Annotated in this window: 25 protein-coding genes, 1 riboswitch and 1 other annotated feature; of the genes, 17 read left to right on the top strand and 8 right to left on the bottom strand. The window is 29.1% G+C overall.

What is annotated here, in order from left to right:
* Window positions 1-239: 239 nt before the first annotated feature.
* Both ACUSRV_RS00950 and ACUSRV_RS00945 read left to right on the top strand, forming a co-directional pair.
* Entirely contained in the window at window positions 240-626 is a 387-nt protein-coding gene (locus tag ACUSRV_RS00950) for a (deoxy)nucleoside triphosphate pyrophosphohydrolase (RefSeq protein WP_490140033.1), read from the top strand.
* Between the two features lie 200 nt (window positions 627-826).
* A complete protein-coding gene (locus tag ACUSRV_RS00945) occupies window positions 827-1,516 on the top strand; it encodes an ATP-binding cassette domain-containing protein (protein ID WP_490140032.1) in 690 nt (229 codons plus the stop codon).
* A 29-nt stretch (window positions 1,517-1,545) separates the two neighbouring features.
* Here ACUSRV_RS00945 and ACUSRV_RS00940 read toward each other — a convergent pair whose 3' ends face one another.
* Window positions 1,546-2,262, bottom strand: coding sequence for a DUF434 domain-containing protein (locus ACUSRV_RS00940; RefSeq protein WP_490140031.1), 717 nt, complete (start codon window positions 2,260-2,262; stop codon window positions 1,546-1,548).
* Between the two features lie 134 nt (window positions 2,263-2,396).
* On the opposite strand from ACUSRV_RS00940, the gene ACUSRV_RS00935 reads away from it, so the two are divergent.
* The 7 genes from ACUSRV_RS00935 (at window position 2,397) to ACUSRV_RS00905 (ending at window position 9,804) form a co-directional block, all read left to right on the top strand.
* The gene (locus ACUSRV_RS00935) at window positions 2,397-3,386 is read left to right on the top strand and encodes a D-cysteine desulfhydrase family protein (protein ID WP_490140030.1); all 990 of its coding nucleotides are present in this window, start codon (window positions 2,397-2,399) and stop codon (window positions 3,384-3,386) included.
* Window positions 3,387-3,481: 95 nt separating this feature from the next.
* Window positions 3,482-3,593: riboswitch (SAM riboswitch) on the top strand.
* Window positions 3,594-3,683: 90 nt separating this feature from the next.
* A complete protein-coding gene (locus tag ACUSRV_RS00930) occupies window positions 3,684-6,149 on the top strand; it encodes a homocysteine S-methyltransferase family protein (RefSeq protein WP_490140029.1) in 2,466 nt (821 codons plus the stop codon).
* The gene (locus ACUSRV_RS00925; protein WP_490140028.1) at window positions 6,142-6,822 is read left to right on the top strand and encodes a hypothetical protein; all 681 of its coding nucleotides are present in this window, start codon (window positions 6,142-6,144) and stop codon (window positions 6,820-6,822) included. The genes ACUSRV_RS00930 and ACUSRV_RS00925 overlap by 8 nt, the downstream gene beginning before the upstream one ends.
* 15 nt (window positions 6,823-6,837) lie before the next feature.
* On the top strand, window positions 6,838-7,305 hold the full coding sequence (locus ACUSRV_RS00920) for an S-ribosylhomocysteine lyase (protein WP_490140027.1): 468 nt from the start codon (window positions 6,838-6,840) through the stop codon (window positions 7,303-7,305).
* 1 nt (window position 7,306) lies between these two features.
* Window positions 7,307-8,638 (top strand): Na+/H+ antiporter NhaC family protein, encoded by a 1,332-nt coding sequence (locus ACUSRV_RS00915; protein WP_490140026.1) that lies wholly within the window; start codon window positions 7,307-7,309, stop codon window positions 8,636-8,638.
* A 177-nt stretch (window positions 8,639-8,815) separates the two neighbouring features.
* The gene (locus ACUSRV_RS00910; protein ID WP_490140025.1) at window positions 8,816-9,409 is read left to right on the top strand and encodes an FMN-dependent NADH-azoreductase; all 594 of its coding nucleotides are present in this window, start codon (window positions 8,816-8,818) and stop codon (window positions 9,407-9,409) included.
* 23 nt (window positions 9,410-9,432) lie between these two features.
* Window positions 9,433-9,804, top strand: coding sequence for a NifB/NifX family molybdenum-iron cluster-binding protein (locus tag ACUSRV_RS00905; protein WP_490140024.1), 372 nt, complete (start codon window positions 9,433-9,435; stop codon window positions 9,802-9,804).
* 118 nt (window positions 9,805-9,922) lie between these two features.
* On the opposite strand, the gene ACUSRV_RS00900 is transcribed toward ACUSRV_RS00905, so the two are convergent.
* Together ACUSRV_RS00900 and ACUSRV_RS00895 are read right to left on the bottom strand one after the other, a co-directional pair.
* The gene (locus ACUSRV_RS00900) at window positions 9,923-10,381 is read right to left on the bottom strand and encodes a hypothetical protein (RefSeq protein ID WP_490140023.1); all 459 of its coding nucleotides are present in this window, start codon (window positions 10,379-10,381) and stop codon (window positions 9,923-9,925) included.
* 150 nt (window positions 10,382-10,531) lie between these two features.
* Window positions 10,532-10,723, bottom strand: a complete 192-nt coding sequence (locus tag ACUSRV_RS00895; protein WP_490140022.1) for a hypothetical protein — start codon at window positions 10,721-10,723, stop codon at window positions 10,532-10,534.
* Window positions 10,724-10,856: 133 nt separating this feature from the next.
* Window positions 10,857-11,117, top strand: a binding site (T-box leader).
* Between the two features lie 67 nt (window positions 11,118-11,184).
* Between ACUSRV_RS00895 and hisS the strand changes: the two genes are divergently transcribed.
* The 3 genes from hisS (at window position 11,185) to ACUSRV_RS00880 (ending at window position 13,295) form a co-directional block, all read left to right on the top strand.
* Window positions 11,185-12,501 carry a histidine--tRNA ligase gene (hisS, locus tag ACUSRV_RS00890; RefSeq protein WP_490140021.1) on the top strand — a complete coding sequence of 439 codons (1,317 nt, stop codon included), beginning with the start codon at window positions 11,185-11,187 and terminating at the stop codon, window positions 12,499-12,501.
* Window positions 12,502-12,567: 66 nt separating this feature from the next.
* Window positions 12,568-12,876 (top strand): hypothetical protein, encoded by a 309-nt coding sequence (locus ACUSRV_RS00885; protein ID WP_490140020.1) that lies wholly within the window; start codon window positions 12,568-12,570, stop codon window positions 12,874-12,876.
* 107 nt (window positions 12,877-12,983) lie between these two features.
* On the top strand, window positions 12,984-13,295 hold the full coding sequence (locus tag ACUSRV_RS00880) for a hypothetical protein (protein ID WP_490140019.1): 312 nt from the start codon (window positions 12,984-12,986) through the stop codon (window positions 13,293-13,295).
* Window positions 13,296-13,333: 38 nt separating this feature from the next.
* Here the strand turns inward: ACUSRV_RS00880 and ACUSRV_RS00875 are convergent, their stop codons facing one another.
* The 3 genes from ACUSRV_RS00875 to ACUSRV_RS00865 are packed head-to-tail and all read right to left on the bottom strand — an operon-like array spanning window position 13,334 to window position 16,179.
* Entirely contained in the window at window positions 13,334-14,110 is a 777-nt protein-coding gene (locus ACUSRV_RS00875) for an ABC transporter ATP-binding protein (protein ID WP_490140018.1), read from the bottom strand.
* Window positions 14,111-14,122: 12 nt separating this feature from the next.
* Window positions 14,123-15,172 (bottom strand): FecCD family ABC transporter permease, encoded by a 1,050-nt coding sequence (locus ACUSRV_RS00870; protein ID WP_490140017.1) that lies wholly within the window; start codon window positions 15,170-15,172, stop codon window positions 14,123-14,125.
* Entirely contained in the window at window positions 15,172-16,179 is a 1,008-nt protein-coding gene (locus ACUSRV_RS00865; RefSeq protein WP_490140016.1) for a FecCD family ABC transporter permease, read from the bottom strand. The genes ACUSRV_RS00870 and ACUSRV_RS00865 overlap by 1 nt, the downstream gene beginning before the upstream one ends.
* Window positions 16,180-16,361: 182 nt before the next feature.
* On the opposite strand from ACUSRV_RS00865, the gene ACUSRV_RS00860 reads away from it, so the two are divergent.
* A complete protein-coding gene (locus tag ACUSRV_RS00860) occupies window positions 16,362-17,312 on the top strand; it encodes an ABC transporter substrate-binding protein (protein ID WP_490140015.1) in 951 nt (316 codons plus the stop codon).
* Between the two features lie 67 nt (window positions 17,313-17,379).
* On the opposite strand, the gene ACUSRV_RS00855 is transcribed toward ACUSRV_RS00860, so the two are convergent.
* Together ACUSRV_RS00855 and ACUSRV_RS00850 are read right to left on the bottom strand one after the other, a co-directional pair.
* Complete coding sequence (locus ACUSRV_RS00855) at window positions 17,380-18,123, bottom strand: hypothetical protein (RefSeq protein WP_490140014.1); 744 nt, start codon at window positions 18,121-18,123, stop codon at window positions 17,380-17,382.
* 1 nt (window position 18,124) lies between these two features.
* Window positions 18,125-18,646 carry an RNA polymerase sigma factor gene (locus tag ACUSRV_RS00850; protein WP_490140013.1) on the bottom strand — a complete coding sequence of 174 codons (522 nt, stop codon included), beginning with the start codon at window positions 18,644-18,646 and terminating at the stop codon, window positions 18,125-18,127.
* Window positions 18,647-18,874: 228 nt separating this feature from the next.
* Between ACUSRV_RS00850 and ACUSRV_RS00845 the strand changes: the two genes are divergently transcribed.
* The 4 genes from ACUSRV_RS00845 (at window position 18,875) to recQ (ending at window position 25,192) form a co-directional block, all read left to right on the top strand.
* Window positions 18,875-19,573 carry a response regulator transcription factor gene (locus ACUSRV_RS00845; protein ID WP_490140012.1) on the top strand — a complete coding sequence of 233 codons (699 nt, stop codon included), beginning with the start codon at window positions 18,875-18,877 and terminating at the stop codon, window positions 19,571-19,573.
* Window positions 19,545-21,719, top strand: coding sequence for a HAMP domain-containing sensor histidine kinase (locus ACUSRV_RS00840; RefSeq protein WP_490140011.1), 2,175 nt, complete (start codon window positions 19,545-19,547; stop codon window positions 21,717-21,719). The genes ACUSRV_RS00845 and ACUSRV_RS00840 overlap by 29 nt, the downstream gene beginning before the upstream one ends.
* Window positions 21,720-21,742: 23 nt before the next feature.
* The gene (locus ACUSRV_RS00835) at window positions 21,743-22,903 is read left to right on the top strand and encodes a M20 family metallopeptidase (RefSeq protein ID WP_490140010.1); all 1,161 of its coding nucleotides are present in this window, start codon (window positions 21,743-21,745) and stop codon (window positions 22,901-22,903) included.
* A 144-nt stretch (window positions 22,904-23,047) separates the two neighbouring features.
* The gene (gene recQ, locus ACUSRV_RS00830) at window positions 23,048-25,192 is read left to right on the top strand and encodes a DNA helicase RecQ (RefSeq protein WP_490140009.1); all 2,145 of its coding nucleotides are present in this window, start codon (window positions 23,048-23,050) and stop codon (window positions 25,190-25,192) included.
* The last annotated feature ends 152 nt before the right edge of the window (window positions 25,193-25,344 follow it).

The following is a 25,344-nucleotide window of genomic DNA, read 5'->3' as shown; positions in this document are numbered from 1 at the left end:
TAGATCAGCCTCTATTTAATTAAGTTAGGTAAATCATCTAAAACCAACTTAAGCTAGGAGTATAGATAAAATAATCAGCAGTAATTATATTGTATAGTAAGTGTGCCTTTATTAGTAATGGTATTGCAAAATTTAATATATAATATAAAAAGGTTAAATGTATAAGGGAGGGGCTTTGTGGCAATATAGTGTATTATTCATATTATAATACAAACCTATTCAATAAAAGGAGATTCAGAATGTTAGAAGTTGTAGCTGCTATAATTATAAATAACGAGAATAAGATACTAATAGCCAAAAGAAAGGCATCTCTGAAATTTGGAGGTCTTTGGGAGTTTCCAGGAGGGAAGGTAGAAAAAGGAGAAGCTTATGAAGATACAGCAATAAGAGAATTAAAAGAGGAAATGGATATAGATATAAAAGTAGTAGAATATTTTGGAGAAACAATATCAAATGCTAACGATAAATTCATAAAGCTTATAGGATTTAAATGCATAATAATAAATGGAGATATAAATCTTACTGACCATAACGAGTATAAATGGGCAAGTAAAGATGAATTAATAAATTATAAATTTACCCCTGCAGATAAGTATTTTGTATATAAATTAATAGATGAAAATTAGTAAAATATCAAAAATATATTATTTTATTTTTAATAATACTGTCTCAAAATAATCTTAAGTATAATACGGAGATAGTATTATTTTTTGTGTAAATTTTTATAAAGGCTTGAAATACTAAGGCTAAAAGGAGATAATAAATATATATTGCAAAATAGTATGTAATCTAATTAAAATAAAGGTTAGTAGGGGGTAGTTAAGAATTGAGTCATTGTATATTAGACATCGATGATTTATCTATTGAGGGTAGTGAATTTAATATCGAAAAGATAAGCTTAACTATAAATAAGGGGCAGATACTAGGCCTTTTGGGGCCAAAGGGGTCTGGAAAAAGCAAAATAATAAAGTCAATACTAGGACTTATAAAATATAATTCAGGAAAGATTTTAATAGATGGAATAGAGCGCAAAAAAGATAATGAATATGTTAAACAATATATAGGATATGTTTCACAAAATATATCTTTATGTAATGATATTAAGTGTATTGATTTTTATAAATTTGTAAAAGAATACTATAAAAATTGGGATGATATTTTATTTTCAGCATTAATAGATGAATTTGATTTTGATTTATCTAAAAAAATTGAAGATCTATCAAGGGCAAATTTAGTTAAATTGCAACTGATAATAGCTATAAGCCATCATCCTAAACTTTTAATAGTAGACGAAATACCATCCGATATTAATCCATTGGTAAAAAATCATATTTTGCAAAGAATAAAACTAGTAGTGAAAGAAGAGCGCTGTTGTGCATTACTCATATCTGATAAAACTGATGATGTATATAAAATAGCTGATAAAGTTAGTTACATAGATAAGGGGAGAATAGTTATGAAAGGTACTAGACGGAATTTACTAGATAGCCATAAGGGTCTAACAACAATTTATTAAGGGAGCCTAGTAATAGCCCCCTTTGTTTATTATATGGAGAGGTTTGCAATCCAAGCATCATTTACATAGTCATTAACTATTTTACTTGATAAATTAAACCAACTATTACACTCGTCAAGTATTATAGAGTCTCCAGTTACAACTCTTTCCATTTTAGAGAGTATAATATCAGCATTTGGTACTAGTTCTACCTCAACAGGTATACCCCAATCATAAGAGTGTTCTAAAATTTTACTTTTTAATCTTCCTGAGTTTGAAACAGGTGAATCAAGAAAAAATTTAGCTTCAGGAACATAAAGTTCTTTAAATGTTTTTCCAATAAGTTTTAGAGCTTCATCAGTTTTATCTATAATTCTATATGTTCCTCTCAAACCTGCCAAATCTCTTAAAACTCCATCAGTTCCGAGTATAAGTAAGCTTTTTGAAAGCGCTACTTCAAGAGTTATTATAAGGTTAAAACCATCTATATATAAACATCCATCTTTACAAGCCTCAAAGGAAAGCATGTTTGATTTTCTTTCTTCACACTGAATGGTAGAAGAAGTTGCCCTTTTTAATGCAGTTCTTTGTCTTGCAGTAAGTTGATAATGTCCCCCAACTAAATCTACTATTGAACTCATTTTGTAGCCTCTATCTAATAACCATCCAACCTCTTGTTGTGCAATCTTGAGTTTTGAAATAGAATCGTCGGAAAACCATTTATAATCCTCTGCATCAAAGCCTCTTCTCGTTGTTTTTTGTGACAAGATCATTTCTCCTTCCATTTTCTAATTATCTTTATTTTTCCGCTTGATAGCAAGTACATACAACCTTTATGTGATTTTTTTAGAAATTTTATAATATAATTGTAAAGGAAATTATTTATATAGGGGGGATAAATATGGCGAATATACCTAATTATATTGCACTTGCAAACCTACCAACAAAAATTGAAAAGCTAGAAAGGTTATCAAAAGAGTTAGGTGGCCCTAATATTTATATAAAAAGAGATGATCAAACTGGGAATGAGATTTCTGGAAATAAAGTTAGAAAATTAGAATTTGTAGTCAAAGAAGCACTAGATCAAGGCTGTAATTTACTAATTACTTGTGGGGGAATTCAATCTAACCATGCTAGAGCAACAGCGGCTGTAGCAGCAAAGTTAGGGATATCATCCTATTTAGTCTTAAGGGGAAGTAAAGATGATGAAGTTGAAGGAAACTATTTTTTAGATAAATTACTAGGAGCTCATATAAAATTAATAACACCTGATGATTATAAAAACAAAAGAACTGAAATAATGGAAGAAATTAAAAATTCAATGACAAAAGAAGGATATAAACCTTATATAATTCCAGAGGGAGCTTCAAATGGACTAGGAACTTTTGGATATTATAAGGCTATGAATGAAATATGCAAACAGGAAAAAGAACTTGGAGTAAAATTTGATACAATAGTTGTGTCGATTGGCTCTGGAGGCACATATAGTGGGTTGTTCCTAGCTAATAAAACTCTAAAAAGAAATACAGAAATAGTTGGAATTAATATATGTGATAACTCAGAACATTTTAAAGATATAATATACGATATTTTAAATGAAAGTATTGATTATACTGAGGAAAAAATAAAATTCTCAAGAGATGAAATTAATATATTAGATGGATATGTAGGAAATGGATATGCTTTGAGTAGACCTGTAGAGCTGGAATTTATATATGAATTTTCAAGAAAACAAGGTATTATACTTGATCCAGTGTATACAGGAAAAGCAATGTATGGTCTAGTAGAAGAAATAAAAAAAGGAAAATTTAAAGGATCAAAAAATATTTTATTTATTCATACTGGTGGATTATATGGGTTGTTTCCTAAAAAAGACTTATTCATATTTTAATTAAAATATGAATTTAAAAAATTTATAATCATATTATTGACAATAAATTAATATTAATATATTATAAATCTATCGCAAAATTTAATATTAAAAACTTCTTATTTAGAGAGACGGAGGGAATGGCCCTATGAAGTCTCGGCAACCATCAAACAATCTGTTTGAAAAGGTGCCAATTCCAGCAGAACAATTTGTTCTGAAAGATGAGAAGAAGACTGCAGTCGTATTATGCGTATAATTTTAAGGTCTTCTCTATTCATCTAGAGAAGGCCTTTTTTAGTTTAAAAAAGGGGTGATAAAATGGGGAAGAAGATATTGGAAAGGGTTTTGGTATTTGATGGGGCAATGGGTACAATGCTTCAAGAAAGAGGATTAAAGCCAGGAGATTGTCCTGAATTTATGAATATATCCAGTCCAGGAAAAGTAGGAGAAATACATAAGGCTTACCTAGAAGCAGGTGCAGATGTAATTACTACTAATACTTTTGGGGGAAATAGAATAAAGCTAGAGGAATATGGATTAGAAGAAAAGGTAGAGGAAATAAATAAAAAAGGGGTAGAAATTGCAAGAGAGTTAGCAATAGAAAAAAATGGATATGTCGCTGCATCAGTAGGACCAACAGGCCAGTTTATGAAACCTCTAGGAGATAAATCTTTTGAAGAATTGCATACAATATTCAAAGAACAAATTAGTTCATTAGCTAAAGGAAAACCAGACTTCATTATTCTTGAGACATTTAGCGATTTAGGAGAAATTCGTGCAGCGCTTTTAGCGGCAAAAGATGTTTGTAATATTCCTGTTATTTGTTGCCTTACCTACGATGGGATAAGAACTTTAACAGGTGTAAGTCCTTCAAGTGCAGCAGTTATATTAGAAAGCTTAGGTGCATCAGCTGTTGGAGCAAACTGTTCAGGAGGACCAAGAGAATTATTTTCAGTAGTAAAAGAATTGTCTGAAAACACAACATTACCTGTTTTAGTCCAGCCAAATGCAGGACTACCAAAACTAGAAGGTGGGTGTGTATCTTATCCACTTGATGATAAAGATTTTATAAATGCTATTGAGCCATATTTTGATTTAGGAATAACATTGTTTGGCTCTTGTTGTGGTAGTACTCCAAAACATACAAATGCATTAAAAAACACATTAACACATTATGATATACCGAAGAGAAATATAAAAGTAACAAGTACCTTAGCAAGTAGGGAAAAAGTAGTAAAGGTAGGAGGCAATTATATTCCAAAAATAATAGGAGAGAGAATTAATCCTACAGCAAGAAAAAAGTTAGCACAAAGCTTAAGAGATAATGATTTTGGAATTTTACAAAAGGAAGCTTATGAACAAATAAATAGTGGATCTCATTTATTAGATATAAATATAGGGACACATGGAATTGATGAAAAAATTACTATGGAAAAGGTAATTCATCTTCTTCAACAAAATGTTGATGTACCACTTGTAATTGATACTACAGACCCAATTGTTTTGGAAGTAGCACTTAAAAATTATCATGGAAAGGCATTAGTCAATTCTGTAAATGGAGAAAAAAAAAGTTTAGAGACTATATTACCTTTGGTAAAAAGATATGGAGCAGGGGTAATTGGTCTTACCTTAGATGACGATGGAATACCAAATAATGTAGAAACGAGACTTAAGATAGCAAAGAATATAATAAAAAAATGTGAAGAATACAATATACAAAAACAAGATATTTATATAGACGTTCTTGCTTTAACTGTTGGTACTGATGATAATGCAGCAATAGACACTCTTAAAGGCTTAAAAAAAATAAAAGAAGAACTTTGTGTAAATACTGTTTTAGGAGTAAGTAATGTTTCTCATGGTCTTCCAAATAGAAATAAGATTAATAAATCTTTCCTTGCTATGGCTATTTTAAACGGACTGGATTTAGCTATTTTAAATCCACTTGAAGAAAATATTATTGAGACTTGGGAATCAGCGTCTTTATTATGTGGTAGAGATTCAAATGCTAGAAACTATATAGAGAGAAATAGAAAAGTATTTACAAATGAAGGACGAAAAGCAGTAGATATATCTGTAGATACTATTAAAGATTTAGTAATAAGAGGCTCATATGAAATTACTAGTATAGCTCAAAAACTACTTAATAATGGAGTGTCACCTATTACTATTATTAATGAAGGACTAATTTCAGGGTTGAAGGTAGTAGGAGATAAATTTGAAGCAGGGGAATATTATTTACCTCAACTTATGCTCAGTGCAGAGATAGCTCAAAATACATTTGCTTTACTTGAAAATTATCTAGGGGACAGCAATAGTTTAAATAAAAAAGGTACTATTGTAATTGGAACTGTAAAAGGTGATGTACATGACATAGGAAAAAATATGGTAGGGGTTATGTTAAAGCCTTATGGGTATAAAGTAGTAGATTTAGGGAAGAACGTGCCAAAGGAGATGTTTTTAGAAAAAGCCATAAAAGAAAATGCCGACTTTGTAGGACTCAGCGCTCTTATGACAACTACAATGACAGAAATTCCAAACACTATAGAATATATTAAAAATTCTTTGCCAGATATTAAGATTATTGTAGGGGGAGCTGCAGTAACGGAGGATTATGCAAAGTTATCAGGGGCAGATGGATATAGTGGAGATGCAGTTGGGGCAGTGAAGCTAATAGAGACATTAACAGAAAGTAGGAAACAAAAGGGAGTACACATTTTTCCAATGGGGGATATAGATTTAGTTCGGAATTTATTTGAAGATGGAGATGTTTATAATGAATAGCAATTGTATTATAGTTCCTTTAGATATAGAAAGCATTTGTGAAAGCACACCAGAGTTAAAAGGTGCAAAAGAAGAAGTAAAAAAACTTAAAAATTACATTTATCCAAAGGTATATTGGAAGGATTTAGATATAAAACATATAAACAATGGTCAAATAGTAATAGATGTAAAAGATGAAGAATCAATAATTATAAAAAGTTCATACCTATGTGAAGGATTATATAAATGTCATAAGATAACTATAGCTTGCGCAACAATAGGAAAAGAACTTCCAAGTTATAGTAAAACATGTATGGAAAATGGCGAGAGCTATAGGGGTGCAGTTTCAGATATGTTAGGTTCTTACTCAGTAGAAGGACTAATTGAAAAGTTTAATAAGTATCTTTATCAAAGAAATATTATAAAAGGAATATATGCTACACCTAGGTTTAGTCCTGGATATGGAGATTGGGATTTAAAAGATCAACAAGAGATTATATCTTTATTAAAAATCAATTCAGAAATTGAAGTAAATGAAAATTATATGTTAAGTCCAGAAAAAACCATTACAGCACTTATTGGATGGTCCTTTTATCCAAGGGATTTAAAATATCCAAAAGGGGAAAAGAAAAAAGGATTATGCCAGAGTAAAAATAGCTGCGAATACTGTAAAACTTGGGCTTGTAAAAAATAAAAGGGGGATATGAAAATGAATAAAATAATTGTAGAAAGCTTTACTATGGACCATACAAAGGTAATTGCACCTTTTGTAAGAAAGTGCGGAAGAATTGAAACTCCAAAAGGAGATATTATATCTAAGTTTGATTTAAGATTTATGCAACCAAATAGTGACACTATGCCAACAGGAACTGTCCATGGCCTAGAACATTTACTAGCTGGATTTTTAAGAGAAGAATTAGATAATGTTGTAGATTTATCTCCAATGGGATGTAGAACAGGATTTTATCTAATATTAGTAGGAGATAGAGAAAAAGATGAAGTTTTAAATGGGCTGATCAATTCCCTAGAAAAAGTATTAAATGCAGAGGAAATACAAGCAGCAAATGAAGTTCAATGTGGAAATTATAGAGATCTTTGCTTATTTGGAGCAAAGGAATATTCAAGAGATGTTTTGAAAAAATTAAAAGAAAAATATGAAGTTAAGGAGGAAAGTTAGAATGAAAAATACTGTAAAAAAAGGAAATCCATTAGCATTATTACCTTTAGGAATATTCTTGCTTTTATTTATTGGAACAGGAATCATAGCAAAGGATTTTTATAAAATGCCTGTGCTTGTAGCATTTTTAATATCTGCGGCATTTGCTCTTTTGTTAAATAGAGAAGTGAGTATTTCAAAGAAAATAGATATATTTTGTAAGGGTGCAGGAGAGGCAAATATAATACTTATGTGTATTATATTTATATTAGCAGGTGCATTTGGAAACGTAGCAAAAGAAATGGGTGGTGTAGATGCAACGGTAAACTTAAGTTTATCAATACTACCTCCTAATCTTTTGATTGCAGGATTATTTGCTATAGCATGTTTTATATCTTTATCAATGGGAACTTCTATGGGTACAATAGTTGCACTAGCTCCTATAGGAATTGGAATTGCAGAAAAAACTGGTATCCCAATGGCTTTAGTATTAGGGGCAATTGTTGGTGGAGGAATGTTTGGTGATAATTTATCTATGATTTCTGATACAACAATTGCAGCAGCAAGAACTCAAGGATGTGATATGAAAGATAAGTTTAAGGTAAACTTTATAATAGTTCTACCAGCAGCTATAATAACTGGTATAATTCTCACACTTATGACATCAGGATATAATGGAGTTGTAGGTGGAAGTTATACTTATGATATAGTGAAGGTATTGCCTTATTTAGCAGTACTAGTTGCAGCTTTATTTGGAGTAAATGTATTAGTGTTACTTGGTGGTGGAGTTGTATTTGCAGGTATTGTTGGAATGGCTTCTAAATCATTTGATTTTTATGGATTTTTAAACGCAACTGGTCAAGGTATGATTGGAATGGAAGATTTAGCTATGATTGCAATGGTTGTAGGTGGAATTGTAGAACTTATTAAGTTTAATGGTGGAATTGACTTCTTACTTTATTTTATAACTAGTAGAATTAAAAGTAAAAAAGGAGCAGAGTTTGGAATTGCTGCCCTTGTAAGCATAATAGATTTATGTACTGCTAATAATACTATTTCTATTGTAATGGCAGGGCCTTTAGCAAAAGATATAGCAGATCAATATGATATTGATTCAAGGAGATCAGCAAGTATATTAGATATATTTTCTTCTTGTTGGCAAGGAATTATTCCTTATGGAGGTCAGGTTTTAGCAGCAGCTGGATTAGCCTCTGTATCACCTATTGAAATACTACCATATTTACATTACCCTGCTCTTATGGGAATGTTTGGGATACTTGCTATAGTATTTGGTTACCCAAAACTAAAAGATAAAAAAGAGATAGGTATACAAACAAAACCAGTTAATAATTAAATGTAAGTATTTTTAAGTGCAAAGATTAATCTTTGCACTTTTATTTTTGTGTAAATGTTTATAATACCATACTAAAGGGTATTATTTTAAAAACATAATTTTAAAATAAATATTTTTTTAAATTATACAAAAAATAGTCTAGAAATTAATAAAGTCAAATTAAAAGGAGAAATACCAATGAGTAAAGTATTATATATTAAGGCAAATCCTAAATCTGATTCAGAATCAAACACATTTAAATTATCAAATGTATTTTTAGATGAATACAAGAAAAGCAATCCAAATGATGAAATAATAACACTTGATTTATACAAAGAAAATATTCAGCCTTTAAATCAAGAAAGATTGCATGAAATGTTTTCAGGAGAAAAGGGAGATTTATACAATCATGCTAAGTTATTTGCAAGTGCAGATAAGTACATAATTGCAGCTCCAATGTGGAATCTAAGTATACCATCTATTTTAAAAGCATATTTTGATTATGTATCTTATGTAGGAATTTCATTTAAATATACAGAACAAGGGCCAGTAGGATTACTTGAAAACAAAAAAGCTGTTCACATTGTATCGAGAGGTGGAGCCTATGATCGAGAGCCTGCATCGGAATTTGAAATGGGAGATAGATATGTGAGAACTATTTTAGGATTTATGGGAGTACAGGATATTCAAACTCTAGCATTTGATCTTACAAATGTATTACAAGGAGAAAAATTAGAAGAAGCAAGAGAAAAAATTAATGAACATGCAAGAAAAATAGCAAAAGAATTCTAAATAAATATATGGAGGAGATATATATGATAGTCGCTATACCAAATAATGAAAATATGGTTAATCAACATTTTGGAAGAAGTACAAGCTTTATTATTGTTACTATAGATAACAAAGAAATTAAAGATATAAAAGAGGTTTCAACTGCAGAATTTACTCATCAACATGGTGCATTAGCTAAAATGTTAATAAGTAATAATGTTAAAGTAGCAATAGTAGGAGGAATCGGAAAAGGAGCTTTAGATGCCCTTGATAATTCAGGAATAGAAGTTATAAAAGGAGCTTCTGGAGAATATAAAAGCATTTTAAATGAATTTATTAATGGAACATTAGAATCAAAAGATGTTGTATGTAATCATAATGGAGAACATCATGGAGATCATCATCACCATCATTAGAAAATAAACATAAGAGGTCCCGGGTTGAAATAACTAGGGACCTTTTATAAAATATATACAATAACATTCATATTATATATTAACATAAACAAGAGCATTGAATTAATTTTCAATGCTCTTATCTTAAAAAAATATTTTCAATTTCAATCATTGCTTTATCAGCATTACGTAATTTTTCTAGATTTTTACTAACTGACTTAGTATCTCCACTAGCTGTTGCTAAGAGTATATCGCTAAATGCCTCATTATATATCTCAAGTGTTTCTTTTAATTTATTATGAACGTCTCTGTATTTTTCAGGTACTTTATCATCAGAGAAATTAAATGTTTTTAGATACTCTGATCTTTTTTGTATGGCAATTGTATTATCTGATAAGTACTTTATGTCAGGCTTAAATACTACAGGATACTGATTTCTTAGCTTATTTAAATCATTAATAAATTGAACTACATATTGTTTATATTCTTGTTCCTCAGGACTATCTACTGAATATATATTTTTATAGTTAAAGGTTATTGTAAATATTATTATTAAAGTAGCTAAGACAAAATATATATATTTATTTTTAAAAATCATAAAAATTCACCTTCTTTTTGAGATTTATATATAGTTTTAACAGTATATAAATTTTATATTAATAAAATATATATAAAATAAAAGGAACTATTTCATTAAAAGAAATAGTTCCACTTTAGTATTGAGATTAGTTAAAATATACTTATATATTTACATACCATCTTTACATTCAAGCATCTGTAAACATTCAGATATACCTTTATCCATTTTTTGAGCACATTCAGCCACATGTTGTCCGCCTTTTGTAGTAGCCATTTCAGATACCTTATTTGCTGCAAATGCAGAATTAGAAGAAGCTAAAAGTGCCATTCCAACTAGAGTTATAGATAACAACTTTTTCATAAATTCACCTCCTGTATATGTTTTAATTAAATTATAGTAGGAAGTTATGAAGAAATTATGTAGAAAAATAAATATCACAAAAAATAATGGACAGAATAGTATAAATAGTATAAAATAAAAAAATAAAAATATTTAAAAAGCATTGATGAGAAAAAGTAGAAATATATTTTCTTTTACAGAGAGTTCCCGTTTGGTGAGAGGGGCATTAGAACATATTTTGAACACGTCTTTGAGCTAGGCACCGAACCCTTTTTAGGTAGTAGACTGTCTCGGAATCCTGCACCCGTTATAGTGCTAGAGTATAAACAATTATTTGTCGTACTCGAAGAGGTTGATATCGCAAGGTATCAATAAATAGAGGTGGAACCACGTGAGTAATACTCCCGTCCTCTAGCTATAAGCTAGAGGCGGGAGTTTTTTGTTGTATAAATTAATTAAATTATAATATAGGAGGAATTAAAATGAAAAATCAAACTATTAAACCATCAATTTTGCCAGGATTTATGGAATTATTACCATCAGATCAAATATTATTTAATAATATGATGGATATTATAAAAAAGAACTATGAAGGAAATGGCTTTGTTCCAATGGATACACCTGTTATAGAAAAAACAGAAATATTGTTAGCTAAAGGGGGCCAAGAAACAGATAAGCAAATTTATAGATTTAACAAGGGAAGTAATGATTTATCATTAAGATTTGATTTAACAGTTCCTTTTGCTAGATATGCAGCACAATATATGCCACAGTTAACTTTTCCTTTCCGCAGATATCAAATAGGGAAGGTATTTAGAGGTGAGAGAAACCAAAAAGGTCGTTATCGTGAATTTTATCAATGTGATATAGATATTATTGCAAATGGAGAGTTAAGTATAATAAATGACGCTGAAGTTCCAAGTATAATTTATTCTATATTTAAAGAGTTTGGACTTGAGAATTTTAAAATACGTATAAACAATAGAAAAATTCTAAATGGTTTCTTTGATTATCTTGGAATTAATAATATAGGAGCTGTTTTAAGAATAATTGATAAAATGGATAAGATAGGAATAGAAGCTGTTGAAAATGAGTTACTAGAAATAGGAATAGATGATTCTAGTGTTGAAAAAATAATTAATTTTATTGATATAACTGGAAGTACTGAAGAAATACTAGATTCCTTAAGCAGATTAAATGTTGAAAATGATACCTTTAGTAGTGGGTTAGATGAACTTTCTGAGGTTGTTAAATATATGGGTTATTTCGGAGTTTCAGAAAAGAACTATATAATAGATTTAAAAATAGCTAGAGGTTTAGACTATTATACTGGAACTGTTTATGAAACAATTCTAGATGATTACCCAAGTATTGGTTCGATATCTTCTGGTGGGCGTTATGACGATTTAGCAGGATATTATACTAACCAAAAACTACAAGGTGTAGGTATGTCTATTGGATTAACTAGATTATTTTCTCAATTAAAAGAACTAGGCATTTTAAAAGAAAATAATCCTTCATCACTTACAAAGGTTTTGGTTGTTCCAATTGATGATAATATGGAATATTCTATAGGGGTTTCTAGAAAATTAAGAGAGAGCAACATAATTTCACAGGTATATTTAGAAAATAATAAGATATCAAAGAAACTTAATTATGCAAATAAATTGGGTATTCCATATGTAATACTAATTGGAGAAGAAGAAATAAATGATAATTTATTAATACTTAAAAATATGCAAACTGGAGAACAAAATAAATTATCTTTAGAAGATATTATAAAAGTTATTAATGAATAGAAGAATAATACTAATTAACTAAGGATAATCTAAGATATGATATTTTCATTATCTGGAGGTTATTATATGAATATAAAAAACATAACATGGGAAGACGTCCTAATAAATAAAGGTATTGATGAGTCTACAGTAAAATCATTTATCGGATTTATAGCTTGGGATGAAAATGAGATGTTTTCTAAATTAGGTGAAGAAATAAATGATGTGTTAAATGGGTATGAAGGAAAAGTAATAGCTAACGATGTTATATGTAATAAGTATAAAAGTTTGGGAATATTATTTTTTAGCACAGATATTTCAGAAGAAATTGCAAATAAGGTATTTGAAGTAATTCAAGATTATGAACATAATGAAGTATATAATATGAAGCAGTAAATAAAGGCCCAGTTATGGGCCTTTATTAATATAATAAAAAATATAATAATTATTTTATTATATTAATATAATTATTATTATAAGGTTTATTTAAGGAGGTAAAATATATGTCCTTATGCAATGTTCCACCAAATGTTCTTGCAACGGTAGCAACTATTATAGGGGTAGGTCTCGCTAAAAATCTAACTCCTGAAGAACAAAACTCAGTAGCAGGTTTTTTACAAAGTATAGGGCAGACGATGGAAACGGTAAATTCACAAGTTGCACTAATAGAATCTGAAAAATGTATAGGAAAAGAAAATTCTAAAGAAACTATTAATGAAGATAACAATATAGATGAAAATAAACAAATAAAATCAAAATTAGAAGAATTAGAAAACCAGGTAAATTTACTTAAAAAACAGTTAAACTATAAATAAAGGATACTAGTTATTTTAATAAATAGTATCCTTTATTATTATGCTTGATAAGTTATACATGTAGGAGTATTGAATACTGGGCAAGGAACAATTTTAGAATCTATGTCAAACACATCTTTTATAAGTTTTTCGGTTATTATTTTATCTGGATGACCCTCATTATATACTTGTCCATCTTTTATAGCCACTATATGATCTGCATATCTACACGCCAAATTTATATCATGAAGTACCATAACAATAGTTCTATTTGAATTTTTATTTAAGTCTCTAAGTAAATCAAGTACTTCTATTTTATATTTTATATCTAAGTGGTTTGTAGGCTCATCAAGTAATATTATATCTGTTTCTTGTGCAAGTGTTAGTGCAATCCAAGCCCTTTGCTTTTGTCCACCAGATAAATCAGATATTTTTTTGTTTTTTATGTCATATATTCCTGTGTTTTTGAGTGCATTATCAACAGCTATTTCATCTTCCTTAGACCATTGATTAAGCCAGGTTTGATATGGATATCTTCCTTGTTTAACAAGATTAAATATTGTTAAATCATCTGGTGCAGTTGGGCTTTGTGGAAGTATTGAAAGTTCTTTTGCTATTTTTTTAGAAGAAGATGTAAATACATTATCTCCATTTAATATAACTTCACCTTTAATAGGTTTTAAAAGTCTTGCCATTGATTTTAATAAAGTAGATTTACCACAACCGTTACTGCCAAGTAATATTGTTATTTTCCCTTTTGGGATAGTTACATTTATATCTTTAAGTATAATATTATCTTTATATCCTAAAGTAAGATTTCTCGATTCTAAGTTCATAAATTCACCTTCCTATTTTCTCTTAGACCATAGTAAGTATATAAAAAACGGTGCTCCAATCCCTGCAGTAAATACTCCGACTGGTATATCAAGGGGAGCAAACAATGTTCTTGCAGCTAGATCCGATAAAACAACTATAATTCCTCCAACTAAAATTGATTGAGGTAGTATATTTTCAAAAGAAGAATTTGTAAGTTTTTTACATATATGAGGAGCTACAAGCCCTACAAATCCTATACCACCACCTACAGCTACAGCTCCACAAGCTAGAGTGGTGCTAAGTATTAATAATAAAAATCTTTTTCTTTCAATAGGAGTTCCAAGCCCTATTGCCAAAGAATCGTCTAAGTTTTGAACATTTAAATCTCTAATAAAAACTATACTAACTAAAGCAAATATACTAAACCATATAAAAAGTAATTTAAAATGGTCCCAGTTTGTGCCGTATACCGAACCTGTAACCCATATATTACTTTCTGCTATAAAAATAAGAGGACCATTTATTATAAGTATTGATGTTAAAGCTTTTGCAGCTCCTGAAACTGCGATACCAATAAGAATCAATCTATATGGAGTAACTCCATTTTTAAAAGATGTAAAATAAATAAGTATAGAAGCCAAAAATGCACCTAAGAAAGTGAATATAGGCATATAAAATACACTTACTGTTAATGAGTTATTAAATGGATCTGTAAATAAAGTTAAAAATACTAATGCACCTACAGAACCTCCACTAGTTATACCTATTAAATCAGGAGATGCTAGAGGATTTTTAACCATACCTTGAAGTATAGCACCGGATAATGCAAGTGATGATCCAACTAGAAATGCAACAAGTGTCCTTGGAAGTCTAAGGCTTTTAATTACAAAATCTTTAGTAGGTTCTCCAATTCCTATTAAGCTTTTAGCAACATCAATTACAGAATAATTTGTTTGGCCTATACTTAAACTAAGTAGTATAGATAAAACTGAAAGTAATATTAAACCTAAAAATACAGTTAAAGATTTTTTTTCATATAAGAAAGAAAAATTATCTCTTCTAAATACTAAAAATTCACTCATTATCTATTTTCCGCCTTTCTAGCTATATATATGAAAAATGGAGCGCCTATAAATGCAGTTATAGCTCCAACTGGAACTTCCTTCGGGAATATTATAAACCTTGCTCCTATATCTGAAAGTAATAAAAATATTGCTCCTAGTAATATGCTATAAGGCATTATCCACTTATAATCGTTACCAACTAAAGATCTTGTAACGTGAGGGATAATAAGTCCTACAAGAGTTATAGGCCCTGCTATAGCAACTGATGAGCCAGATAATAAAACTACGACTATTCCGACAATAATTTTAAATATACCTATATTAAGGCCAAGACCTTTGGCGATTTCTTCACCTAATGAAAATATATTTAGTTTTTTTACTAATGATAAAGAAACAATTAAACCAACTATTATGTATGGAGCTACTTGAAATAAATAGCTTAAATTTCTTCCCTCAACTGAACCTGTAAGCCAAAATAATATATCTTCCAAAGTTTTTTGATCTTTATATAATACTCCTTGAGTTAGTGATAAAAACAAAGCAGATGTTGCAGCACCAGCTAAAGTTAAGTTTATTGTTTCAACATCTCCTTTAAGCCCACCAGCTATTGCATATACCATAAATGCTGAAAATGCTGCGCCTATTAAAGCTACCCATACAAGTGAACTATATCCTATAGTAGGAAAAGTACTTAGCGCTAAGACTACTAAAAATGATGCTCCTGAGTTTATACCAAAAATACTCGGTGATGCCATTGGATTTCTTGTAAGTGCTTGCATAAGAACACCGGCAACTCCTAAGCTTGATCCTACAAATAATGCTATTAAAGCTCTTGGAACTCTAGCTGTTTTAATAATTAGATGACTATTGCTTCCATTGAAGTTTGTATAAGCATCGATTAAAGTATTTAAGTTTGTATCTGTATATCCTAATAGGATGCTGCCTAATATAGAAAAAACTAATATTATTAGTAAGATTACAATTCCAAGTGATAGAGTTATATCGCTTTTCGCTAATGCTTTCAATGTCAAACCCCTTCCTATGTATATATTATAAATCTAATATACATAATGATGAAATGATATGTCAACAATTAATGAAATTTATTATCAATTATTAATAAAAACTATTTACAGCTTTGTAAAAAAATGTTATTATCATTTTGCAAGGCGAACGATAATCATTATCAAAAGGAGATGTACATAAAATGAAGTTAAGAAAATTATTAACATTTGCAACTGTATGCGCATTATCATTTGGACTTGTTGCATGTGGCGCAAAAGAAACTAAGGAAGCTGATAGCTTAAATGCTAAAGTTATAGAGCATGCAATGGGAAAAACAGAAATAAAAGGGGATCCTAAAAAAATAGTAGTGTTAACTAACGAGGGAACAGAAGCACTGCTAGCACTTGGTGTAAAACCTGTAGGAGCTGTTCAATCCTGGACTGGAAAACCTTGGTATAGCCATATAGAAAAAGAGATGGAAGGCGTGAAAAATGTAGGACTAGAAAGCCAAGTTAACTTAGAAGAAATAGCAGCACTCCAACCAGACTTAATAATAGGAAACAAAATGAGACATGAAGATATATACAAGCAATTATCTCAAATAGCTCCGACTGTATATTCTGAAACATTAAGAGGAGAATGGAAAAACAACTTTACTTTCTATGCGAAAGTATTAAATAAAGAAGAAGAAGGTAAAAAACTTATAAGCGAATTTGACAATAAGGCTAAGGAAATATCAGAAAAAGCAAAAGATAAACTTGATACTGAAATAACTATGCTTAGATTTATGCCTGGAAAAACTCGTATATACTTGGAAAATAGCTTCTCAGGTATAATATTAAATCAAATAGGATTTGCTAAATCAACTATGGAAGATCCAAGTAGTGAAAACTTCGCAGTAGAAATAGGAAAAGAAAGATTACAAGAAGCTGATGGAGATGCTATAGTATATTTCACATATGATCAAGGAGACGGTCAAGGTTCACAAAGAGAAGAAGAATGGTTAAACGATCCATTATTTAAGAACTTAAATGCAGTTAAAGATGGGCAAGTATTTAAAGTTGATGATGCAATATGGAATACAGCTGGAGGAATAAAAGCTGCAAACCTTATGTTAGATGATTTAGATAAATTAATAGATAAGTTAAAATAAACTATAAATCCTTATAATAAAAATTTTACTCAAAACAAATACCCCCTTGGTAAAGGGGGTATTTTTATTAATCTATTATTTTAAATTCCTTAAGCATATTGTAAAATCTTGCACCATGTCCTTCAGAAGCTTCTACAAAATATTTTTGTGTTATTTTAAATGTACCGCCTCTATTATTTTCCATTAAATAATAATTAATTACTGCATCTTTAGAGTTAGAACCAGCTCTAGTGCTAATCAAAATCCCAGTTACAGGTTCGTTAACTAATCCTTTGTTTTCTACTGTTTCGTATTTTACTTTAATATCTTTTTCTATTTCTGAAGCTAAAATATGAGGTCTTTTATCAGCTACTTGTTCGATTGTCATGGATACTTCAGGGTAGTTTTCTGCTTTGCTTATAGGAGTAATTATATCTTTTCCTTCAACAGATTTCATATTGTACATATCTTTATCATAGTAAATTATATAATTAGTTGTATTTTCACTTAATTTCATATTAGTCTTTTCGCCCATACCTTCAATTTGTTGTTCAACGACTTTATTAGGTTCAAACAACTTTTTTATACTATCAATTGCTGCATCTCCATATGGTGTTGTGGCTACAAGACCAATTACCAAAGCAGCAGCTATACTGCCATATTTAATAAAATTATATTTATTTTTAGTTTTCATTTTTAAGTCAATCTCCTCATTGTCAATTTTATTTATTTCTTTTTCAATATTATTCCATATAGCATTTTTAAATTCTTTGATATCATCTGTACCTTTTAATAAAGCATCTCTTATCTTTTTGTCATGATTATTAAGCATATTATTCACCCCTTTTAATACTTTCTAGTAATTTTTTAAGTTTCTGCCTACCTTTATACAATCTTGATTTAATTGTATTTACATTTACTCCCATAATATCTGATATTTCGGCTTCACTAAATCCTTCGATGTACATTAAAAGTATAGGTATTCTGTTGATATCTTCAAGATTTTCAATTGCAGTATATAAGTATTCATGGTTGTTATCACTAGTATTATCTTTTTCGTAATTTGTTGAAGTGAAATCATCGATTAAGATTACTTTAGAGCTTTTGCTAAGTATTCTATTACATTCGTTTATTAGTATATTATAAAACCACGTTTTAAATGGTTTATTAATATCGTAGCTATCTATATATTTATATACTCTGATAAATGTTTCTTGTACTGCATCAGCGGCATGAGATTTATCTTTAGTAACTGCAAAAGCAACTCTTAGCGCATACTCAGAATATATATTGTAAAGTTCTTCAAATGCTTTTTTATCCTTATTTTTTATTGTTTTTAGGAGCTCCTTCTCCACGATGACACCTCCTCAGTGACAGCTGTCTTTGAATTTTATTTTCACTATATATACCTTTTTAATCTTGCAAAAGTTTTTGAGTTTCAAAAAAAACTTATAATAATATTATTTTGTACAAATTGTAAGAAATTCTTAAGATTTATAATAATTAATTTGTAAGATTTAGATAGTATTATAAAAATATAGAAAGTCTACAGTGGTATAATACGTAGTAGGAGAGTGATAAATATGTACAATAACATACTAGTTGTGGATGATGATAAAGAAATAGTTGAAGCTATTGAAATATATTTGAAAAATGAAGGATTAAATATATTGAAGGCTTATGATGGGCTAGAGGCAATAGAAATACTAATGGAAAAAGAAATCCACCTTATATTAATGGATATAATGATGCCAAAAATGGATGGGTTAAGAGCAACACTTAAAATTAGAGAAGAAAAGAATATACCTATAATACTTATATCTGCTAAATCAGAAGATACAGATAAGATATTAGGCCTTAATATGGGAGCAGATGATTATATAACAAAGCCATTTAACCCACTTGAATTAATTGCAAGGGTAAAATCTCAACTTAGAAGATACATAAATTTAGGAAATTACAAAATTAACGATAAAGATGTATTAAAAAGTGGAGGATTAGTTTTAGATAAAAACACAAAAGAAATTAGTGTTGATGATGAAACTATTAAAGTTACTCCTATTGAATTTAAAATACTAGAGCTTTTACTAGCTAATCAAGGCAGGGTGTTTTCCATTGACGAAATATACGAAAGAGTCTGGAACGAGCCTAGTTACAATTCAGAAAATACAGTTGCAGTTCATATAAGGCGAATTAGAGAAAAAATAGAAATAAATCCTAAAGATCCAAAATATTTAAAGGTGGTGTGGGGAATTGGATATAAAATCGATAAAATTCAATAAATTAAAAGAAAATAAGAACTATAAAGTTATAATACTATTAATTATGTTTATTTTGACATCAACTTCAATTATATCTATTGGTGATGTATTAAATAAAAAAGATGTATTAATAAAAAATTACTATGAAAGTAGTATTTTTTACGATGGATTTAGCTCTGTTGTTAATAATGTAATTTATTTAGGTAAAGAAATTGATGATCAAGATATTAATGCTAAATCTGAAGAATTGAATAATAAATTAAGTGAAGAATTATCAAATATAGATAGTGAATACTACAGTCAAATTGAAAATGCTAGGACTAGCAACAATATAGAGTTAGAGAAAAGTATTTTAGAAGAAAAAAATAAGAAAATAGAAGAAACAAAAACAAAATATACAAAAACAGATGAAGAAATAAGAAGTGTTGTATTAGATGAAATAAACAAAGAAAAGCAATCTAAAAAAGGATTTTTAAGAGGAGAAGATAACGTAAAGTACATTGTTGTAAATGAATACACAAAAGAAATATATACAAATACAAGTTACAAAAGCTTAAGTGAATTTACAAATGAATTTAATAATTATCCTTATTTTCTACAACTTTATGGTTTTAATCAAAGTTATAAACTAGAAATAAATAATAAAAAGGTCACAGATCCTAACGTTTATGGAAGAATATCAGATTCTATATATTCAGGTGGATATGAAAATGTAAATGCATACTTTGCAATACCAAGCAAAATAAAATATCAAGATTCTATATATAATAGTTATCAAAACTTTAACAATGAAAAGATTTCATTAGTAATTGAAAGTGCAATGTTTTTAGTTTCTATAACTGGCTTAATATTGTTGTATAGAGAATACAAAAAAGTTAGAGAAAAAAAGACAGATATTGAAGAAAAATATTTTAATATATATAACAAAATCCCTTTAGAAATTAATCTGTTTTCAATATTAGTAGCCTTAGTGGTACAACTATCTACAATAGCTAAGTATAAAAATCTCAGTATAATAACTGTATTAGTAGGTTCTTTAGGAATATTATTAGTATATAGTTTTAGTGTGTATATTAAAGAGACTAATAATAAAAATGATGTAATTGAAAATAGTATAACAAGTAAGCTCCTAAATCCTATAATACAGTCTTATCTCATAAAATCAATAGGCCAAAAGTGGTTTATAACTTTTGCTATATTTGTATTATGCCAATTTGGAATAGTTTTTATTATTGCAATAGGAACTGGATTGGGTTTACGCTGGTTAATAGCATTTGGGGGAATAATTTTTATCATAAACTTTCTATTTTATTTATACACTACAAGAAAACTTTCTTATCTTAATAAAATAATTATAGGAACTTCTCAAATTGCAAAGGGAGACACAAATTATAAAATAGAAGTTATTAATAAAAGTAGTTTAGGCGAACTTGCAGAAAATATAAATAACATTAAACAAGGATTAAATAAAGCATTAGAAAATGAAATGAAAAGCGAAAGAATGAAGGCTGAGCTTATAACAAATGTGTCTCATGATTTAAAAACTCCGCTAACATCTATTATAAATTATGTAAATATTTTAAAAAGCGAAGATTTAAAACCAGACCATGTTAAAGACTATGTAAATATACTTGATAAAAAGTCTCAAAGACTTAGGATTTTAATAGAAGATTTATTCGAAGCATCAAAAGCAACAAGTGGAGCTATGGAATTACAAATATCTAAGGTAGAAGTAACCCAACTATTAAGACAAAGTTTAGCTGAAATGGAAGAAAAAATAAATGATTCCACCCTTGATTTTAAGGTTAATATGCCAAATGATAAAATATATATTATGGCAGATGGAAGAAAGCTTTGGAGAGTTTTTGAAAATCTAGTTTCAAATATATTAAAATACTCCCTAAAAAATACAAGGGTATATATAGACGTTACACAAAAAGATGATAATATATATATATCTATGAAAAACATATCGACCTATGAATTAAATTTCGACCCGAAAGAAATAACAGAAAGATTTAAAAGAGGGGATGAATCTAGAAATACAGAAGGTTCAGGGCTAGGCCTAGCAATTGCAAAGAGTCTTGTAGAACTTCAAGGTGGAAAATTCCATATTGAAATAGATGGAGATTTGTTTAAAGTAACATTAATTTTAAAAAGTATATAAAAAGTAAGGAGTAGGTGTAACTAATGAAAAATATTATTTTAGAACAACTTACAAAAATACGAGAGGGCATGTGGAATATAAATGATTTTATGTATCATAATCCAGAGCTTGGAAATGAAGAGCATAAAGCAGTAGAAAAACTTACTAGTTTATTAAAAGATCATAATTTCAATGTAGAAATAGGGGTTGCAGATATACCTACAGCATTTCGTGCTATATATGAAAGTGAAATATCTGGGCCTTCTATAGCATATCTTTGTGAATACGATGCGCTTCCACAAATTGGTCATGGTTGTGGACATAATATGATAGGAACAATGAGTGTAGGTGCATCAATAGCATTAAGTAAAGTAATTGATAAAATAGGTGGAAGAATAGTAGTTTTGGGAACACCTGCTGAAGAAACTGATGGCGGAAAAGTATATATGGTAGAAAAGGGTATGTTTGATACAGTAGATGTTGCAATGATTCTACATCCTGGAAGTGAATCTACTGAAAGTGGAGAATCACTGGCTATGGACGCAATTCAATTTGAATTTAGAGGAAAGGCAAGTCATGCTGCTGCTTACCCAGAAGCAGGAATTAACGCATTAGATGGAGTTATACAAACTTTTAATGGAATAAATGCATTAAGACAACACATTAAGTCTGATGTAAGAATTCATGGAATAATTAAAGAAGGTGGAGTTGCGGCAAATATTGTTCCTGACTATGCTGTAGCACAGTTTTATGTAAGAGCAAAGGATAGAAAATATCTTGATGAGGTTGTAGAAAAGGTGAAAAATATTGCAAGGGGAGCATCTCTTATGACAGGCGCTACTCTAGAAATAAGTAACTATGAAATAAGTTATGATAATTTAAAAACTAATAAGACTTTGTCTGAAGTATTTACAAAAAATCTTAAAGATGTTGGAGTAAGTGAAATAAAAGAACCGAGATCAGGTTTTGGTTCTATTGATATGGGAAATGTGAGTTTAGTTGTACCTGCTATTCATCCATACATTGGATTAGATTGTCCAGATGTAGCTTCACACTCAAGGGAAATGGCAGATATGACTGTTAGTGATATAGGTCATGAAAGGTTAATTCAAGGATCAGCAGCTTTAGCATATACAGGATATGATATCATAACTGACGAAAATTTACTAAGTAAAATAAAAGAAGAATTTGAACAAATTAAATAAATTTACTATATAAAGGTGCTCCTTTGCATAACTTGTGCAGGGGGGACCTTTTTTCTGTTGTTAATTTCAATTGTTTTCTTGTATCTTTTGGTATGCTAATTGGGTATAATTTAAGAAGAACTTAACATAGAAAGGAAGTATTTAATGAAAGAAGCATTACTTATTTTACAAAAGTACTATGGATATAGCGAATTTAGAAAATCACAAGAAATTGTAATTAATAATATACTATCTAAAAAAGACACTGTGGCTATTATGCCAACTGGTGGAGGTAAGTCTATTTGTTATCAAGTACCAGCACTACTATTTGATGGAATAACAATTGTTATATCTCCACTTATATCTCTTATGAAAGACCAAGTAGATAGCATAAAAGACCTAGGAATAGATGCAGAGTATATAAATAGCTCACTATCTAATAATGATATATTAGGTATAATAGAAAAATTAAAATCTGGAGAAACAAAGATTTTATATGTTGCTCCAGAAAGACTAGAGTCATTTGAGTTTTGCAACCTAATGAAAACAATAGATATATCGCAAATAGCTGTTGATGAAGCCCACTGTGTTTCTCAATGGGGCCATGATTTTAGGACAAGTTATAGATATATATCAAAGTTTGTAAATATGTTACCTAAAAGGCCAATAGTTACAGCATTTACAGCTACAGCTACAGGAGAAGTAAGTGACGATATAGTAAGACTTATTGGACTTAAAAATCCAGAAGTTTTTATATCAGGGTTTGATAGAGAAAACCTAAAAATTAACTCGTTAAAAGTAGGAGATAAATTTAGACATATATCAAATTATATACAAGAAAATAAGGAACAATCTGGCATTATATATGCTTCTACTAGAAAAGAGGTAGACAGTATTTATGAAAAACTAGTTGAAAATAACATATCTATAGCTAGATATCATGCAGGATTATCTGATAGTGAAAGACAACAAAATCAAGAGGATTTTGTTTATGATAGAGTAAATGTTATGGTTGCTACTAATGCTTTTGGGATGGGAATAGACAAGTCAAATGTAAGATATGTAATACACTACAACATGCCGAAAAACATTGAAGCATATTATCAAGAAATAGGTAGAGCAGGTAGAGATGGAGAATTAAGTGAATGTATGTTGATGTTTTCTCCTCAAGATGTAATCACTCAAAAGTATCTAATAGAAATGAATATAAACTCAGATGAAAGAAAGGTTAATGAATATAAAAAGCTTCAACATATAGTTGACTTTGCTCATCATAATAGTTGTTTGAGAAAGTATATACTAAATTACTTTGGAGAAGAAGTAGAATATGAAGAATGTGGAAATTGTAGTAACTGTATTAGTGAAGGAGAATATGTAGATAAAACTTTGGATACTCAGAAAATACTATCTTGTATATATAGAATGAAAAAAGACTTTGGAGTAAATATGATAGTGGATGTTTTGAGAGGGTCTTCACAGAAAAAAGTTAAACAAAATAGATTTAATGAGTTATCAACTTATGGAATAATGAAAGACTACTCAAAGGAAGATTTGTCAAACTTTATAAATACATTAATATCACATGGATACCTAGGATTAAAAGAGGGAGAATTTCCAACTGTGGAGTTAAATAATAGGTCTTTAAACATTTTAAAAGGACAAGAGACTGTTACTTTAAAAGAGTTTAATAAGATTAAAAAATTAATTGTTAATAATGATTTATTTGATATATTAAGGGATTTAAGAAGAGAAATAGCAGTAAAAGAAAATGTACCTCCTTATTTTGTTTTTAGTGATTCTACTTTGAAGGAAATGAGTAATAGATACCCTGTAAATAGAGAACAAATGTTAGATGTATCAGGGGTTGGAGATGCAAAGTTTGAAAAATACGGACAATACTTCGTAGAATCTATTTCCTGTTATGTAGATGAAAACAATATAAACTACAAATGGGAATTCAAAGGAAAATCTAAAATTGAAATAGATGGAGATAAACTCAAAACTCATGAAAAAACAATGAATTTATTAAAAGAAGGCATGAGTATAAAAGAAGTTGCAAATGAAAGAGAACTTACTATAGCTACAATAATAAGCCATATTACAAAATGTATAAGCGAAGGAAACCTTTTGGATTTGGATATTAACTTTGAAGAATTGTTCACTAAAGAAGAGGAAAAATTAATTTTAGAAGCCATAGATAAAGTTGGAATGCAAAAACTAGGAGCTATTAAGTCTTCGTTGCCTAATGAAATTACTTACGACAAAATAAATGCAGTAATACTAAACAAAAAGAGATGCCTAATTAATTAGGCATCTTTTAAATTGGGGAAATTGTTAAATTAAAGAGGGAGTGAATTTAAATATTTTAAATTCTATTATATATATACCTCTTAATATAAATATCAAACATTAAATTTCAAAAAATTTAAAAGTTTATTTATATAATATATTGAGATTAAAGT

The organism is Sporacetigenium sp. TC11, from assembly GCF_058146105.1.
Note: the sequence above shows the minus strand (reverse complement) of the source record. Positions and strands in the feature narration are given on the sequence as shown.